Consider the following 13,707-nt stretch of genomic DNA (forward strand, 5'->3'; position numbering starts at 1 on the left):
CTTTAAATGAACAATTTGGCTGGGGGGCCATAGGGCCCTTCATCATATATGTCGTATAAAAGAGCAAGTTGCACAGCAAATCTACACTTAATCATAAAAAACGTTTTTTTACTTGCAACCTTAACTGTATCCCGTATTATAGCGCTCGTTCCAAGGCAACAGCCAAACGAACAAAGTAAACAGTCGCGGGATGGAGCAGTTTGGTAGCTCGTCGGGCTCATAACCCGAAGGTCGTTGGTTCAAATCCGGCTCCCGCAACCAATACAACCGTAGCTCAGTTGGTTAGAGCACTACCTTGACATGGTAGGGGTCGGTGGTTCGAATCCACTCGGTTGTACCACTTCTTTTATTGCAGAAGTAAAACAGTAGTTAACATGTCGCGGGATGGAGCAGTGTAAAAGCTACTCGGACTCAGCTCTTTATAAAACAAGGCGAAGGTCGTTGCCAAGTTTTATAAAAAGTAATTCGGCTCCCGCAACCAATTCTTTTATTGAAGAATTCAAATATCAATTATAATGTCGCGGGATGGAGCAGTTTGGTAGCTCGTCGGGCTCATAACCCGAAGGTCGTTGGTTCAAATCCGGCTCCCGCAACCAATACAACCGTAGCTCAGTTGGTTAGAGCACTACCTTGACATGGTAGGGGTCGGTGGTTCGAATCCACTCGGTTGTACCACTTCTTTTATTGAAGAACCAAAACATCAATTATAATGTCGCGGGATGGAGCAGTTTGGTAGCTCGTCGGGCTCATAACCCGAAGGTCGTTGGTTCAAATCCGGCTCCCGCAACCAATACAACCGTAGCTCAGTTGGTTAGAGCACCACCTTGACATGGTGGGGGTCGGTGGTTCGAATCCACTCGGTTGTACCACTTCTCTTATAACAGAATCAAAACAGTTATTTCACAAGCGTTATACGGACGCGTGATGGAGCAGTGTAAAAGCTACTCGGACTCAACTCTTTATAAACAAGACGAAGGTCGTTGCCAAGTTTTTGTAAAAAGTAATCCGGCTCCCGCAACCAATTCTTTAATAACGGAATAAAAATAGTTATTGCTAAAGCGTTATACGGACGCGGGATGGAGCAGTTTGGTAGCTCGTCGGGCTCATAACCCGAAGGTCGTTGGTTCAAATCCGGCTCCCGCAACCAATTCTTTAATAACGGAATAAAAATGGTTATTGCTAAAGCGTTATACGGACGCGGGATGGAGCAGTTTGGTAGCTCGTCGGGCTCATAACCCGAAGGTCGTCGGTTCAAATCCGGCTCCCGCAACCACTTCTCATAAGAGAAAGTCATGCCAGCGAAAGCTGGTTTTTTTGTGCCTCGAATCCAGCAAGCCGCTAATAGATCTGTTCATCCCCAGAGTCGACAAATAACTCAATCTTATGTCGTTGTTCGTCGATATGGATCCTGAGGTGGATCGGATTACAACATATCCGGCAGTCATCGTAGTAATCTTGATCACCGCTGGTACCGTCTACATCAATATGTTGATGGTGTCCACAATGAGGACAACTAATAGTTTGAGTGGCATACCTCATCTCATACTCCTTAACAATAATGATTGGCTTACAAGAGTAATAAGCATCAGCCCGTGTGCTCTCTAATACAGTATAGTCTACCCGGATTTTAGTTGACCGTGAGAGAGGGGCTGTCGCTGATGATAGGCAATGACAAGTTAGCGTTAAGCGCAATTTAAGCTGAACATATGAGCATGAGATGAGTATTCATTAAAACTGGGGGAAACTCACCAGGCTGTAGTGGCTTGATTACTAACTGCCAGAACATTTAGTGTCCCCCTATTGTGATGAACCGGCGCCTCATTAGCCAATAACTGATCTAGTTGTGCCTGTAGATTTGCATCTATCTCAATTATCAGGGTGTTGAGTGACAATAGATCCATTGGTTGACTGTCTATAAGGTTTGCCTCCACCAAAGCATAATTGGAATGAGTCGCTCTAGGAGTCTCGATGGAATGTGTGAGTGATATCTCCTGTGCCGGGGAGGGAGTGAGTATTGCGCCGGTTAATATCAATAGATCTATCATGTTATTTCTCCGCTCTCTTATGATGTATTCAGAGTAAGTTCGTCAAGTGAACAGATGATGACAAAATGATTTTGATAAGGTGACAATATGAATGCGCCTATTTCTGTTTTTCAGAGGGAGAATCACGTCATGGTGCTTGCGCTGCTATAGTTAGATCTCGTAGAATTAACCGCTTGTGCCTAAGGTGATTAAGACTCTTGTAATGGCTTATCCCATTGGTGCTTTTCTTTTTATTATTTAATTAGCAAGTGGCCCTACGTGGGGGTCACCACTGGATAAGGAAATTTCATGCCTGTTATTACACTTCCTGATGGAAGCAAACGTGAGTTTGCCAACCCTGTTTCTACTCTTGATGTTGCTGCCGATATCGGCCCTGGTCTAGCCAAAGCATGTATTGCCGGACGGGTAAACGGTGAGCTGAAAGATGCCTGCGATATCATAGATACCGACTCAGAGCTCTCTATCATCACAGCTAAAGATGAAGAGGGTGTAGAGATCCTCCGTCACTCATGTGCTCATCTACTTGGTCATGCATTCAAACAGCTATGGCCTGAAGCTAAGATGGCTATCGGTCCGGTTATCGACAATGGTTTCTACTATGATGTCGATCTCGATCACAAGCTCACTCAGGAAGATATCGATGCGCTTCAAAAGCGTATGATGCAACTTGCTAAGACTAACTACAAAGTAGAAAAGCGTGTAGGTAGCTGGCAAGTAGCCCGTGATACTTTTGAGGCTCGCGGCGAAACATACAAGATGGAAATCTTGGATGAAAACATCAGTAAAGATGACGAGCCAGCGCTATATCATCATGAAGAGTATGTTGATATGTGCCGTGGTCCTCATGTTCCGAACATGAAGTTCTGCCAAAACTTTAAGCTGATGAGTGTGGCTGGAGCATACTGGCGTGGTAACTCTGACAACAAGATGCTACAACGTATTTACGGAACAGCCTGGGCTGACAAGAAAGCCCTTAAAGTCCACCTTAACCGTCTGGAAGAAGCGGCTAAACGTGACCATCGTAAGATAGGCAAACAGCTTGATCTTTACCATATGCAGGAAGAAGCGCCTGGCATGGTGTTCTGGCATAACGATGGTTGGAGTCTGTTCCTTGAGCTTGAGAAGTTTATTCGCCAGAAGCTGGGTCAGTACACCTATCAGGAAGTTAAAGGTCCTCTGATGATGGATCGGGTACTTTGGGAGCGCTCGGGACACTGGGACAAGTACTCTGAGGCTATGTTCACCACGAATTCAGAAAATCGTGAATATGCCGTCAAGCCCATGAACTGTCCGGGTCATGTACAGATCTTTAATCAGGGTCTGAAGTCATACCGTGATCTGCCGTTGCGTATGGCTGAGTTTGGTTGTTGTCACCGTAATGAGCCTTCAGGTTCACTACACGGCCTGATGCGCGTTCGTGGTTTTACCCAGGATGATGCACACGTATTCTGTACAGAAGAGCAGGTTCAACAGGAAGTTAGTGCATGTATCAAGATGGTATATGACACTTATGAAACCTTTGGCTTTAAAGATATCGTCGTTAAATTGTCTACTCGCCCTGAAAAGCGTATCGGTGATGATGATATGTGGGACAGAGCCGAAGAGGCTCTCAAGCTCGCGTTGAAAGCCAATGATATCGAATTTGAGATCTTACCTGGTGAAGGTGCGTTCTACGGTCCTAAAATTGAGTTCACCTTGCATGACTGCCTCGATCGTGCATGGCAGTGTGGCACGGTTCAGTTAGATTACGCATTGCCTGGACGTCTTGGTGCCACTTATGTCGCCGAAGATAACAGTCGCCAGACACCTGTGATGATTCACCGTGCTATCTTAGGTTCACTTGAGCGCTTCTTAGGTATTCTGATCGAAGAGTATGCCGGTAAATTCCCTACCTGGTTAGCACCGATGCAAGTTGTTGTAATGAATATTACCGACAAGCAGTCTGATTATGTCGACGATGTGGTCAATTTCTTCAAAGAAAACGGAATTCGTGCTTCTAAAGACTTGAGGAATGAGAAGATAGGCTTTAAAATACGCGAGCACACCTTAAGGCGTGTTCCTTATTTATTGGTCGTTGGTGATCAAGAAATGGATAATAAGGAAGTTGCGGTGCGAACCAGAGATGGTGTTGACTTAGGCAAGATGCGAATCGAAGATTTCGCCGCTAAGCTCAAAGAACAAATTTCGCTCCGTAGTCTCAATTTGTTGGAGGATTAGGTCATAAAGATCAAGAAAACAGCAGGGCGCCAGGCGGCCCCGAATAGAATTAACGAACTCATCACTGGCGTTTCAGAAGTACGTCTGAACGGTTTAGACGGTGAGGCTCTTGGAGTCTTAACCATTAGGGAAGCACAAGAGTTAGCTGATGAGGCAGGTGTAGACCTTGTTGAAATTAGCCCTAACGCTGAGCCGCCTGTTTGCCGTATAATGGACTACGGAAAGTATCTTTTTGATAAAGCAAAAGCTCAAAAAGAACAAAAGAAGAAGCAGAAACAGATACAGGTGAAGGAAGTTAAATTCCGTCCCGGTACTGATGAAAACGATTATCAGGTAAAACTACGCAACCTGAATCGTTTTCTAGATGACGGTGACAAAGCGAAAGTAACGCTGCGTTTTCGTGGTCGCGAAATGGCTCACCAAAGTCTTGGTATGAATCTTTTGAATCGTATTAAAGACGACTTGGCTGAGATAGCAGTAGTTGAGTCTTTCCCGAAAATGGAAGGGCGTCAAGCTGTGATGGTACTCGCGCCGAAAAAGAAATAGTAAGGCCACAAATAAAAGTAGCAGGGGTCTGTTAAGGTCTCTGCTCGCCTTGCGTTTTATTAATATCCCAATGCGGAGTTTTAGCAATGCCTAAAATGAAAACAGACAAGGGTGTAGCGAAGCGTTTTAAGAAAACCGCCAATGGTTTCAAGCGTAAGCAAGCCCATTTACGTCATATTTTGACAAAGAAGAGCACTAAGCGTAAACGTCACTTACGTGCTAAATGTTTAGTAGCTAAGTCTGATGTGCCAGCAATTGCACGTCAACTACCATACGCTTAATTAAAGGAGCAATGAACAATGCCTAGAGTTAAGCGTGGTGTAACCGCTCGTGCTCGTCACAAGAAAGTACTTAAATTAGCCAAAGGTTATTACGGAGCTCGCTCACGTACTTACCGCGTTGCAGTTCAAGCTGTAACTAAAGCTGGTCAATATGCTTACCGTGACCGTCGTCAGAAGAAACGTCAATTCCGTCAACTTTGGATTGCACGTATCAATGCGGCTTCTCGTCAAAATGGTCTGTCTTACAGCCGTTTCATCAATGGTTTGAAGAAAGCCTCAATTGAAATCGATCGTAAGATCCTGGCTGACATCGCTGTTTTTGATAAAGTTGTATTCGCAACTTTAGTTGAGAAAGCAAAAGAAGCATTAGCTAAGTAATTAGTTAGTACATCTATTTAAAAGGGGACCTTCGGGTCCCTTTTTTGTGTTTGGGACACTTAAAATAATTGGCCAAAGATGGAATCAAATTGTGGATGTCTTTGAATGTTGGAAGGGTGATAGGGCATTTTTCCGGCAAAAAAATAGTAGGCAATTGCCTACTATTTTTTAGTTGAGGTTACTTTACTTAGAATCTAAGTAGCGTTCGGCATCGAGTGCTGCCATACAGCCTGTTCCGGCAGAAGTGATAGCCTGTCGATAATGCTGGTCCATCACATCACCAGCGGCAAAAACACCTTCGATGCTCGCCTGTGTGGCGTTGCCATCCAGTCCACTTTGAACCTTGATATAGCCGTTGTTCATCTCCAGCTGACCTTCAAACATCTGAGTGTTAGGCTTGTGACCGATAGCAACGAAAACACCCATCACCTCAAGTTCACTGATAGAGCCATCTTTAGTGCTCTTCATCTTAAGACCGGTTACCCCCATATCATCACCAACAACCTCATCTAACGTGTTGTCCAGGTGAAGTATGATATTACCGTTCTCGACTTTGTCCATCAGGCGCTTCGTTAAGATCTTTTCGCTTCTGAATGCATCGCGACGGTGGATAAGATGTACCTCTGAGGCGATGTTACTCAGGTACAGTGCCTCTTCGACGGCTGTGTTACCACCACCGATAACGGCGACCTTCTGGTTACGATAGAAGAAACCGTCACAAGTTGCACAGGCGGAAACACCCTTGCCTTTAAATGCTTCCTCAGACTCGAGGCCAAGATACATGGCTGAGGCGCCAGTTGAGATAATGAGAGCGTCACAGGTAAAGTCACCGTTATCGCCTTTCAGTTTGAAAGGGCGAACCTTAAGGTCAACTTCATTGATGTGATCAAAAACAATTTCAGTCTCAAACTTTTCTGCATGCTTTTGCATGCGCTCCATCAATGCCGGACCGGTCAGATCGTCAGCGTCTCCAGGCCAGTTCTCAACTTCGGTGGTGGTAGTTAATTGCCCACCTTGTTGTAAACCCGTCACTAATACAGGTTTCAGGTTTGCGCGAGCGGCGTATACTGCGGCTGTGTAGCCAGCAGGGCCTGAACCCAGGATTAGTAGTTCACAATGTCTAGCTTGACTCATTCTTATCTCCGTACCTTTAGCGAATTGCTGGGATTGTAGGGAATTTAATGCATCGGGTAAAGGCAATATTTTAGATTGCCCTAATCGAAAAAGGGAGCCAGAGGCTCCCTTTGATTGTTTTAACTAAAACCAGAAACGGGTCTTGTATTAGTTAAGCAGGATAGTCGGGTCGACATATTCCATGTTAAGCGCTTCGGCAACTTCGCTACATGTGATCTTACCGTGCATGACGTTAAGACCGTTGAGAAGATGCTTGTCCTGTAGCAGTGCTTCTCTGTAACCAAGCTCTGCTAATTTGATGATATAAGGCAAGGTTGCATTGTTCAGGGCAAATGTTGAAGTACGGGCTACCGCGCCTGGCATGTTAGCAACGCAGTAGTGGACTACGTCATCGACGATATAAGTAGGATCCTGATGCGTGGTGGCATGAGAAGTTTCGATACAACCACCTTGGTCGATTGCAACGTCTACGATTGCAGAACCTGGCTTCATGCGCTTGATGTGATCTTTCGTCACCAGCTTAGGCGCAGCGGCACCTGGAACCAATACACCACCGATAACCAAATCGGCTTCAAGGACATGTTTCTCAATAGCGTCAGCCGTTGAATAGATAGCCTTAACTTTATTATCAAACTGAATGTTTAAACGTCTCAGAGTTTCGATGCTACGATCAAGGATAACGACTTCCGCACCCAGGCCTACAGCCATCTGGGCAGCATTTGTTCCTACCATGCCACCGCCAATAATCACGACCTTTGCTGGTTCAACACCTGGTACTCCGCCCAATAACATACCGCGGCCACCCATGTTCTTTTCCAATGCCATCGCACCCGCCTGGATAGACATTCTACCGGCAACTTCAGACATAGGAGCGAGAAGAGGGAGTGCACCGCGATCATCGGTTACAGTTTCATAAGCGATACAAACTGATCCACTTTTGACTAAATCTTCAGTCTGTGGAAGATCCGGAGCAAGGTGGAGGTAGGTAAACAGAAGTTGATCTTCGCGTAACATTGCGCGTTCAACTGCCTGTGGCTCTTTCACCTTTACAATCATTTCCGCTTTAGCAAATACTTCTGCAGCGGTAGCTAAGATTGATGCGCCAACATCGATATAGTCTTGATCTGTAAAACCAATCCCATTACCTGCGCTAGCCTCTATAAAGACCGTATGACCTTTATTAGTCAATTCACGTACACTTGAAGGGACCATTCCAACACGATATTCGTGGTTTTTGATTTCTTTAGGTACACCAATTATCATCTTCGAGCCTCAAATTGCATAAAAACCCATTTTATATGGGTGTAATTGTTATTTTGTCGTGTCCTGAACGTGCTTGTCTCAGGGAAATCTAGTATAGTATCAGTTCGGCAGTTTATGCTGCTGAAGTTTTGACATACGTAGTGATAAATGTTGTTTTAGTAATAAAGCAAGGTTAAAAATATGGTTGATAATAAAAAGAGTCCTATAAAAGACTTAGATCGGATAGATCGAAACATACTTAATGAGTTACAAATTGACGGTCGCATTTCCAATGTTGAGCTTTCAAAACGTGTAGGCTTAAGTCCCACCCCTTGCCTTGAGAGAGTTAAAAGACTCGAAAAACAGGGGTATATCAATGGATATACGGCATTAGTTAATCCCCATTTCCTGGGTGCATCCTTGCTTGTATTTGTTGAAATTACGCTTAATCGTGATAGTTCGGAAGTGTTTGACAAGTTTAATCGTGCTGTTCAACTACTCGATGACATTCAAGAGTGTCATTTAGTATCCGGCGATTTTGACTATCTGTTGAAAACGCGAGTATCAGACATGTCTGCATACCGCCGCTTATTAGGTGAAACTTTACTCAAACTGCCATCGGTTTCAGACACGCGTACATACGTTGTGATGGAAGAGGTGAAGCAAACGAATAAAGTAGCAATAAACGTTACTGCAGAATCTTAATATCTGAAGCTAACTCAAAAAGGAGCCGCATTCGGCTCCTTTTTTATGCTGTTTATTAATCCATCGTTTACATGAAATAAAGTAGAGTTAATGCCATTGCCGGGCTTAAATCGCTGCAAAAGGAGGTTATTTTTGATATCTTAGACCGACCTGACTTATTCTTTTTATGGGTTTTCATTTGTCTAAGGGAAATAGTATTAAAACGCTAAGCGGAGTCCAGCGTCTCCTCGAGGGGGGCCTGATTTTTTGCTGCATGCTAGCAACCTACGTCTTACTTGCCCTCAGCAGCTTTCACTCCTCAGATCCCGGTTGGAGCCAGTCTCATTTCGAGGGTGAAATTCAGAATGTGACCGGTGCGGTAGGTGCCTGGTCTGCCGATGTACTCTTCTATTTTTTTGGTTACACGGCTTATCTCATCCCTATAGTGATAGCACTGACAGGCTGGTTACTGTTTAAGAGGACTCATAAGCTTCTCGAAGTCGATTACTTCTCTGTCGGATTGAGGCTCATTGGTTTTCTGTTGATTGTATTCAGTTTAGCCGCGCTTGGTAGCATGAATGCCAATGATATCTATGAGTTTTCAGCAGGTGGTGTTGCCGGAGATGTGATACGTGATGCCATGTTGCCCTATTTCAACAAGCTGGGTACGACCTTACTGCTGCTCTGCTTTGTAGGGGCGGGCTTTACTCTGCTCACCGGGATCAGTTGGTTGACCATAGTAGACCTTACCGGCTTCTCAACCATCTGGGTATTTAAATTTTTGTACTCGCTGCCTGAACGATTTAAGCGTGATACCGGTGAAACTGAAGATACCCGTGGTTTCATGTCGGTCTTTGACAAGTTCAAGGAGAAGCGTAATCAGTCCCAGGTTCCGGAGTTTGATGATGAAACATTCGATGACCGGGATTTTGAAACTGAATATGAGCAAGCTCACCCGCACAATTTTGAAGAAGATAGCAGTGATGAATTGACTTCGTTGCAGAGAATTGAACCTCAGTTACGCAGTGAAGATGAGATATTCGATGACGAGGTGCAGTTGAGCCAGTCAATCTCGGCAGCCGATGAGGAGGTCGAAGAGATTGATTTCGACAGCCAAAAATCGAGTGGCAAACTAGAGCCTGTTAAACCAAAGGTTTCCCAGGAAGCTAAAATTGTCGACGGTATAGTCGTGTTGCCAGGGCAAGACCTGGAGCAGGCTAAAAAACCTATTGCGCCATTGCCGGATATCTCCTTGTTAGATGTGCCCAACAGAAAAGCAAACCCAATCAGCCGGGAAGAGTTAGAGCAGGTTGGGGCGCTGGTAGAGGTTAAACTTGCCGATTTCAATATCATCGCCAAGGTGGTGGGTGTTTTCCCCGGTCCCGTTGTCACCCGGTTCGAGCTTGAGTTGGCGCCGGGCGTTAAGGCGTCTAAGATCACCAATCTTTCAAAAGATCTGGCTCGCTCTCTGTTGGCTGAAAGTGTACGTGTAGTAGAGGTTATCCCGGGTAAAGCCTATGTCGGCCTCGAGCTTCCCAATAAATTCCGCGAAACTGTCTATATGCGTGATGTATTAGACAGCCAGACTTTCGCAGATAGCAAGTCGCATTTGAGTATGGTTCTTGGGCAGGATATTGCCGGTGAGCCAGTAGTGGTTGACCTTGGTAAGATGCCTCACTTGTTGGTTGCCGGTACAACAGGCTCGGGTAAGTCTGTCGGTGTAAACGTGATGATCACCAGTTTGCTCTACAAGTCCGGTCCGGAAGATGTTCGATTTATCATGATCGATCCTAAGATGCTTGAGCTTTCTGTATATGAAGGGATCCCTCATCTTCTGTGTGAAGTCGTGACAGATATGAAAGAGGCGGCAAACTCACTGCGCTGGTGTGTGGGTGAGATGGAGCGTCGATATAAATTGATGTCGGCGCTGGGCGTTCGAAACCTGAAAGGGTACAACGCTAAGATAAAAGAGGCAAAAGAGTCCGGTCAGCCAATCTTTGACCCTCTATGGAAGTCATCAGACAGTATGGAGCCTGAAGCACCTGAGCTTGATAAACTCCCGTCTATCGTCGTTGTTGTGGATGAGTTTGCCGATATGATGATGATTGTCGGTAAGAAAGTCGAAGAGCTCATCGCGCGAATTGCGCAGAAGGCACGTGCCGCAGGCATACATCTGATACTCGCAACACAACGTCCTTCGGTGGATGTTATCACGGGCCTGATTAAGGCCAACATTCCTACGAGAATGGCGTTCCAGGTATCCAGCCGTATCGACTCGCGCACCATTTTAGATCAACAAGGGGCTGAAACCCTGCTTGGAATGGGTGATATGCTCTATCTGCCTCCAGGTACCAGTGTGCCTATTCGTGTTCATGGGGCTTTCATTGACGATCATGAGGTTCATGCGGTTGTCGCCGATTGGCACAGTCGCGGCAAGCCGCAATATATCGATGAGATTCTGCAGGGCTCGACAGAAGGGGAGCAGGTACTGTTACCGGGCGAAACCAGTGAGGCGGAAGAGGAAGCTGATGCGCTCTATGATGAAGCCGTAGCCTTTGTTACTGAGACGCGCAGAGGATCTATCTCCAGCGTGCAACGTAAGTTCAAGATAGGTTATAACCGAGCCGCTCGCATCATCGAGCAGATGGAGGCTCAAGGTGTCGTGAGTTCCCAGGGGCATAACGGCAACCGGGAAGTGCTTGCACCGCCACCGCCGAAAACCTTTTAGCTCGATGGCACTACGACTAAGCATGAATAGATATTAATCTCCTGCCAATGCAGGAGTCATCTCCAATAGCGTTATGATATTGGTGTTATGAACAGTTTTAAGGACAGACAATGAGAAAGACCTTATCAATACTCGCTATCAGCCTTCCATTAATAGCATCTGGTTATGCTCAGGCAAACGAGTCTGGAATGTTAAAAGCTAAACTAGCAGAGATCGCGACGTTAAAGGCTAACTTTACTCAGACCGTAACTGACATTAATAATAAAGAGATCCAGAAGGGAAGCGGCGTATTTGCCCTGGCGTATCCCAATCAATTTTACTGGCATCTTACTGAGCCCGATGAGTCGCTAATCGTTGCCGATGGCACTGATGTGTGGATCTATAACCCCTTTGCCGAAGAAGTTTCAGTGATGGACCTTAATCAAGCCATCGATGCATCGCCCATTGCTCTTCTGGTTCACCGTGATGAGGAAACCTGGTCTAAATACAGTGTGACCAGTGAAAATGGCTGTTTCAGCATCTCGCCTAAGAGTCTGGATGCAGGTGTTCAGTCTGTCGATGTATGCTTCGAAGAGGACACCCTGACGCAGATGGTACTTCAGGATCAGCAGGGTAATGTAAGCCAATTTATCCTGTCGGAGCAAACCGCAATCGATGATGATGAAGCTTCACTGTTTAAATTTACCGTGCCTGATGATGTCGATATCGATGATCAGCGACTGAATACGGTTAACTAAGGGTTATTAGTGTCAAGTTTTAGTTTCGATTTTGCACCCGATTTCAGGCCTCTGGCTGCTCGAATGCGGCCGGAAAACCTGTCTCAGTATATCGGCCAATCTCACCTGTTAGGGGAGGGAAAGCCACTTCGTAAAGCCCTGGAAGCGGGGCGCGCTCATTCGATGATGTTTTGGGGGCCGCCAGGCACCGGAAAGACCACGCTGGCTGAGCTGGTAGCACACTATGCTAACGCCCATGTGGAGCGAATTTCTGCAGTGACATCAGGTGTTAAAGAGATCCGAACGGCTATCGAGCATGCTAAAAATGTTGCCGAGTCCCGGGGACAGAGAACGCTGCTGTTTGTCGATGAGGTACATCGTTTTAACAAGAGCCAGCAAGATGCTTTCCTGCCTTTCATCGAAGATGGCACGGTTATTTTTATCGGTGCTACAACCGAAAATCCCTCATTTGAGATCAATAACGCCCTGCTGTCCCGTGCCCGTGTCTATCTGATAAAGAAGCTGACTAACGATGAGATCGTACATATTGTCAAACAGGCATTGAGCGATGAAGAGCGGGGCTTAGGAAAGCGAAAGCTAAAGATCCCTGATAATATTGCGCTTAAGCTGGCTAATGTCTGTGAAGGAGATGCACGAAAGGCACTCAACTTAATTGAGCTGATGAGTGATATGCTTGCCGATGGCGGCAGTTTCACTGAAGAGATGATCATTGAGGTTGCCGGGCAGCAACTTGCCGGCTTCGATAAGAATGGCGATCAATATTACGATCTGATATCAGCCGTACACAAATCTATTCGTGGTTCTGCACCCGATGCGGCCCTTTATTGGTTTTGTAGAATGCTGGAGGGAGGGTGCGATCCTCTTTATATCGCACGTAGGTTACTGGCCATTGCATCAGAAGATATCGGAAATGCCGATCCTGTGGCGATGACAGTTGCACTTAACGCCTGGGAATGTTTTCACCGTGTAGGACCATCGGAAGGGGAGAGAGCGATAGCTCAGGCTATCGTTTATCTGGCAAGTGCACCTAAGAGTAACGCTGTCTACACGGCATTCAAAGCTGCCAGGCAGTTAGCCCGTGAAACCGGTCAGGAAGCCGTGCCGGAGCATCTACGCAATGCCCCCACACAGTTGATGCAAGATCTTGGTTATGGCGAAGGCTATCGTTATGCCCACGATGAGCCTAACTCCTATGCAAGCGGAGAGTGTTATTTCCCTGAATCTCTTGCCGATTCACGTTTTTATTACCCGACTGAACATGGTTTTGAAAAAAGGATTAAAGCAAAACTGGAGCAATTAGCCTTGCTCGATTCAGGCAGTGAGATTAAACGGTATGAATAATATTCTATTTGTTGCACTGGGCGGTTCGATAGGTGCAGTTTTTCGCTATCTGATCTCAATTTTAATGCTTCAGCTATTTGGCTCAGCATTTCCTTTTGGTACACTGTTAGTCAATGTCATCGGCTCTTTTCTGATGGGTATAATTTATGCTCTGGGCCAGATCAGTCAAGTGAGTCCTGAACTTAAGGCATTGGTTGGTGTTGGGCTTTTAGGGGCACTTACTACATTTTCAACTTTTTCCAATGAGACCCTGCTATTGATTCAGGGTGGTGCTTGGTTAAAGGCATTTTTTAATATCGCTCTGAACCTGAGTCTATGTATATTCATGGTCTACCTGGGACAGCAGTTGGTTTTTTCTCGCATTTAACTATTAA

The 13,707-nt window shown here is 45.7% G+C and carries 13 protein-coding genes and 8 tRNA genes; 17 read left to right on the forward strand and 4 right to left on the reverse strand.

Features of this window, described 5'->3' with window-relative positions; translation table 11 throughout:
* Nucleotides 1-184 precede the first annotated feature (184 nt).
* The 8 genes from Q1B47_RS13890 (at nt 185) to Q1B47_RS13925 (ending at nt 1,273) form a co-directional block, all read left to right on the forward strand.
* Nucleotides 185-261 (forward strand) — tRNA-Met (locus Q1B47_RS13890).
* Between the two features lie 2 nt (nt 262-263).
* Nucleotides 264-340 (forward strand) — tRNA-Val (locus Q1B47_RS13895).
* A gap of 179 nt (nt 341-519) precedes the next feature.
* A tRNA-Met gene (locus tag Q1B47_RS13900) sits at nt 520-596 on the forward strand.
* Nucleotides 597-598: 2 nt separating this feature from the next.
* A tRNA-Val gene (locus Q1B47_RS13905) sits at nt 599-675 on the forward strand.
* Between the two features lie 38 nt (nt 676-713).
* Nucleotides 714-790: transfer RNA gene (locus Q1B47_RS13910), tRNA-Met, on the forward strand.
* A gap of 2 nt (nt 791-792) precedes the next feature.
* Nucleotides 793-869: transfer RNA gene (locus Q1B47_RS13915), tRNA-Val, on the forward strand.
* 201 nt (nt 870-1,070) lie between these two features.
* Nucleotides 1,071-1,147: transfer RNA gene (locus tag Q1B47_RS13920), tRNA-Met, on the forward strand.
* A gap of 49 nt (nt 1,148-1,196) precedes the next feature.
* A tRNA-Met gene (locus Q1B47_RS13925) sits at nt 1,197-1,273 on the forward strand.
* A gap of 65 nt (nt 1,274-1,338) precedes the next feature.
* On the opposite strand, the gene Q1B47_RS13930 is transcribed toward Q1B47_RS13925, so the two are convergent.
* Nucleotides 1,339-1,539: a CPXCG motif-containing cysteine-rich protein gene (locus tag Q1B47_RS13930; protein ID WP_299794784.1), complete on the reverse strand. Its 201-nt coding sequence runs from the start codon at nt 1,537-1,539 to the stop codon at nt 1,339-1,341.
* A 206-nt stretch (nt 1,540-1,745) separates the two neighbouring features.
* Nucleotides 1,746-2,045, reverse strand: coding sequence for a hypothetical protein (locus tag Q1B47_RS13935; RefSeq protein ID WP_299794786.1), 300 nt, complete (start codon nt 2,043-2,045; stop codon nt 1,746-1,748).
* 288 nt (nt 2,046-2,333) lie between these two features.
* On the opposite strand from Q1B47_RS13935, the gene thrS reads away from it, so the two are divergent.
* The 4 genes from thrS (at nt 2,334) to rplT (ending at nt 5,467) form a co-directional block, all read left to right on the forward strand.
* Nucleotides 2,334-4,262 carry a threonine--tRNA ligase gene (gene thrS / locus Q1B47_RS13940; RefSeq protein WP_299794788.1) on the forward strand — a complete coding sequence of 643 codons (1,929 nt, stop codon included), beginning with the start codon at nt 2,334-2,336 and terminating at the stop codon, nt 4,260-4,262.
* Between the two features lie 3 nt (nt 4,263-4,265).
* A complete protein-coding gene (gene infC, locus Q1B47_RS13945) occupies nt 4,266-4,808 on the forward strand; it encodes a translation initiation factor IF-3 (protein ID WP_299794966.1) in 543 nt (180 codons plus the stop codon).
* Nucleotides 4,809-4,894: 86 nt separating this feature from the next.
* On the forward strand, nt 4,895-5,089 hold the full coding sequence (gene rpmI, locus Q1B47_RS13950) for a 50S ribosomal protein L35 (protein WP_011496149.1): 195 nt from the start codon (nt 4,895-4,897) through the stop codon (nt 5,087-5,089).
* Nucleotides 5,090-5,107: 18 nt separating this feature from the next.
* Nucleotides 5,108-5,467, forward strand: coding sequence for a 50S ribosomal protein L20 (gene rplT, locus Q1B47_RS13955; RefSeq protein WP_028775125.1), 360 nt, complete (start codon nt 5,108-5,110; stop codon nt 5,465-5,467).
* Between the two features lie 183 nt (nt 5,468-5,650).
* On the opposite strand, the gene trxB is transcribed toward rplT, so the two are convergent.
* Nucleotides 5,651-6,601, reverse strand: a complete 951-nt coding sequence (gene trxB / locus Q1B47_RS13960) for a thioredoxin-disulfide reductase (protein ID WP_299794806.1) — start codon at nt 6,599-6,601, stop codon at nt 5,651-5,653.
* 147 nt (nt 6,602-6,748) lie between these two features.
* Complete coding sequence (gene ald / locus Q1B47_RS13965; RefSeq protein WP_299794808.1) at nt 6,749-7,864, reverse strand: alanine dehydrogenase; 1,116 nt, start codon at nt 7,862-7,864, stop codon at nt 6,749-6,751.
* Between the two features lie 180 nt (nt 7,865-8,044).
* On the opposite strand from ald, the gene lrp reads away from it, so the two are divergent.
* From lrp to crcB, 5 genes are all read left to right on the forward strand, one after another.
* Nucleotides 8,045-8,548: a leucine-responsive transcriptional regulator Lrp gene (gene lrp, locus Q1B47_RS13970; protein ID WP_299794810.1), complete on the forward strand. Its 504-nt coding sequence runs from the start codon at nt 8,045-8,047 to the stop codon at nt 8,546-8,548.
* Between the two features lie 178 nt (nt 8,549-8,726).
* On the forward strand, nt 8,727-11,255 hold the full coding sequence (locus Q1B47_RS13980) for a DNA translocase FtsK 4TM domain-containing protein (protein ID WP_366873606.1): 2,529 nt from the start codon (nt 8,727-8,729) through the stop codon (nt 11,253-11,255).
* A gap of 110 nt (nt 11,256-11,365) precedes the next feature.
* Nucleotides 11,366-11,992 (forward strand): outer membrane lipoprotein chaperone LolA, encoded by a 627-nt coding sequence (gene lolA / locus Q1B47_RS13985; RefSeq protein WP_299794812.1) that lies wholly within the window; start codon nt 11,366-11,368, stop codon nt 11,990-11,992.
* A gap of 9 nt (nt 11,993-12,001) precedes the next feature.
* On the forward strand, nt 12,002-13,333 hold the full coding sequence (locus Q1B47_RS13990) for a replication-associated recombination protein A (RefSeq protein ID WP_299794814.1): 1,332 nt from the start codon (nt 12,002-12,004) through the stop codon (nt 13,331-13,333).
* Entirely contained in the window at nt 13,326-13,700 is a 375-nt protein-coding gene (gene crcB / locus Q1B47_RS13995; protein ID WP_299794816.1) for a fluoride efflux transporter CrcB, read from the forward strand. The genes Q1B47_RS13990 and crcB overlap by 8 nt, the downstream gene beginning before the upstream one ends.
* The last annotated feature ends 7 nt before the right edge of the window (nt 13,701-13,707 follow it).

The organism is uncultured Shewanella sp. (assembly GCF_947501225.1).
Taxonomy (GTDB): domain Bacteria; phylum Pseudomonadota; class Gammaproteobacteria; order Enterobacterales; family Shewanellaceae; genus Shewanella.

Bases quoted from the DNA above. Each gene is read 5' to 3' on its own strand.
- lrp (WP_299794810.1), top strand. From the start codon at position 8,045: ATGGTTGATAATAAAAAGAGTCCTATAAAAGACTTAGATCGGATAGAT.
- thrS (WP_299794788.1), top strand. From the start codon at position 2,334: ATGCCTGTTATTACACTTCCTGATGGAAGCAAACGTGAGTTTGCCAAC.
- Q1B47_RS13930 (WP_299794784.1), bottom strand. From the start codon at position 1,539: ATGAGGTATGCCACTCAAACTATTAGTTGTCCTCATTGTGGACACCAT.
- crcB (WP_299794816.1), top strand. From the start codon at position 13,326: ATGAATAATATTCTATTTGTTGCACTGGGCGGTTCGATAGGTGCAGTT.
- Q1B47_RS13935 (WP_299794786.1), bottom strand. From the start codon at position 2,045: ATGATAGATCTATTGATATTAACCGGCGCAATACTCACTCCCTCCCCG.
- ald (WP_299794808.1), bottom strand. From the start codon at position 7,864: ATGATAATTGGTGTACCTAAAGAAATCAAAAACCACGAATATCGTGTT.
- rpmI (WP_011496149.1), top strand. From the start codon at position 4,895: ATGCCTAAAATGAAAACAGACAAGGGTGTAGCGAAGCGTTTTAAGAAA.
- rplT (WP_028775125.1), top strand. From the start codon at position 5,108: ATGCCTAGAGTTAAGCGTGGTGTAACCGCTCGTGCTCGTCACAAGAAA.
- trxB (WP_299794806.1), bottom strand. From the start codon at position 6,601: ATGAGTCAAGCTAGACATTGTGAACTACTAATCCTGGGTTCAGGCCCT.
- lolA (WP_299794812.1), top strand. From the start codon at position 11,366: ATGAGAAAGACCTTATCAATACTCGCTATCAGCCTTCCATTAATAGCA.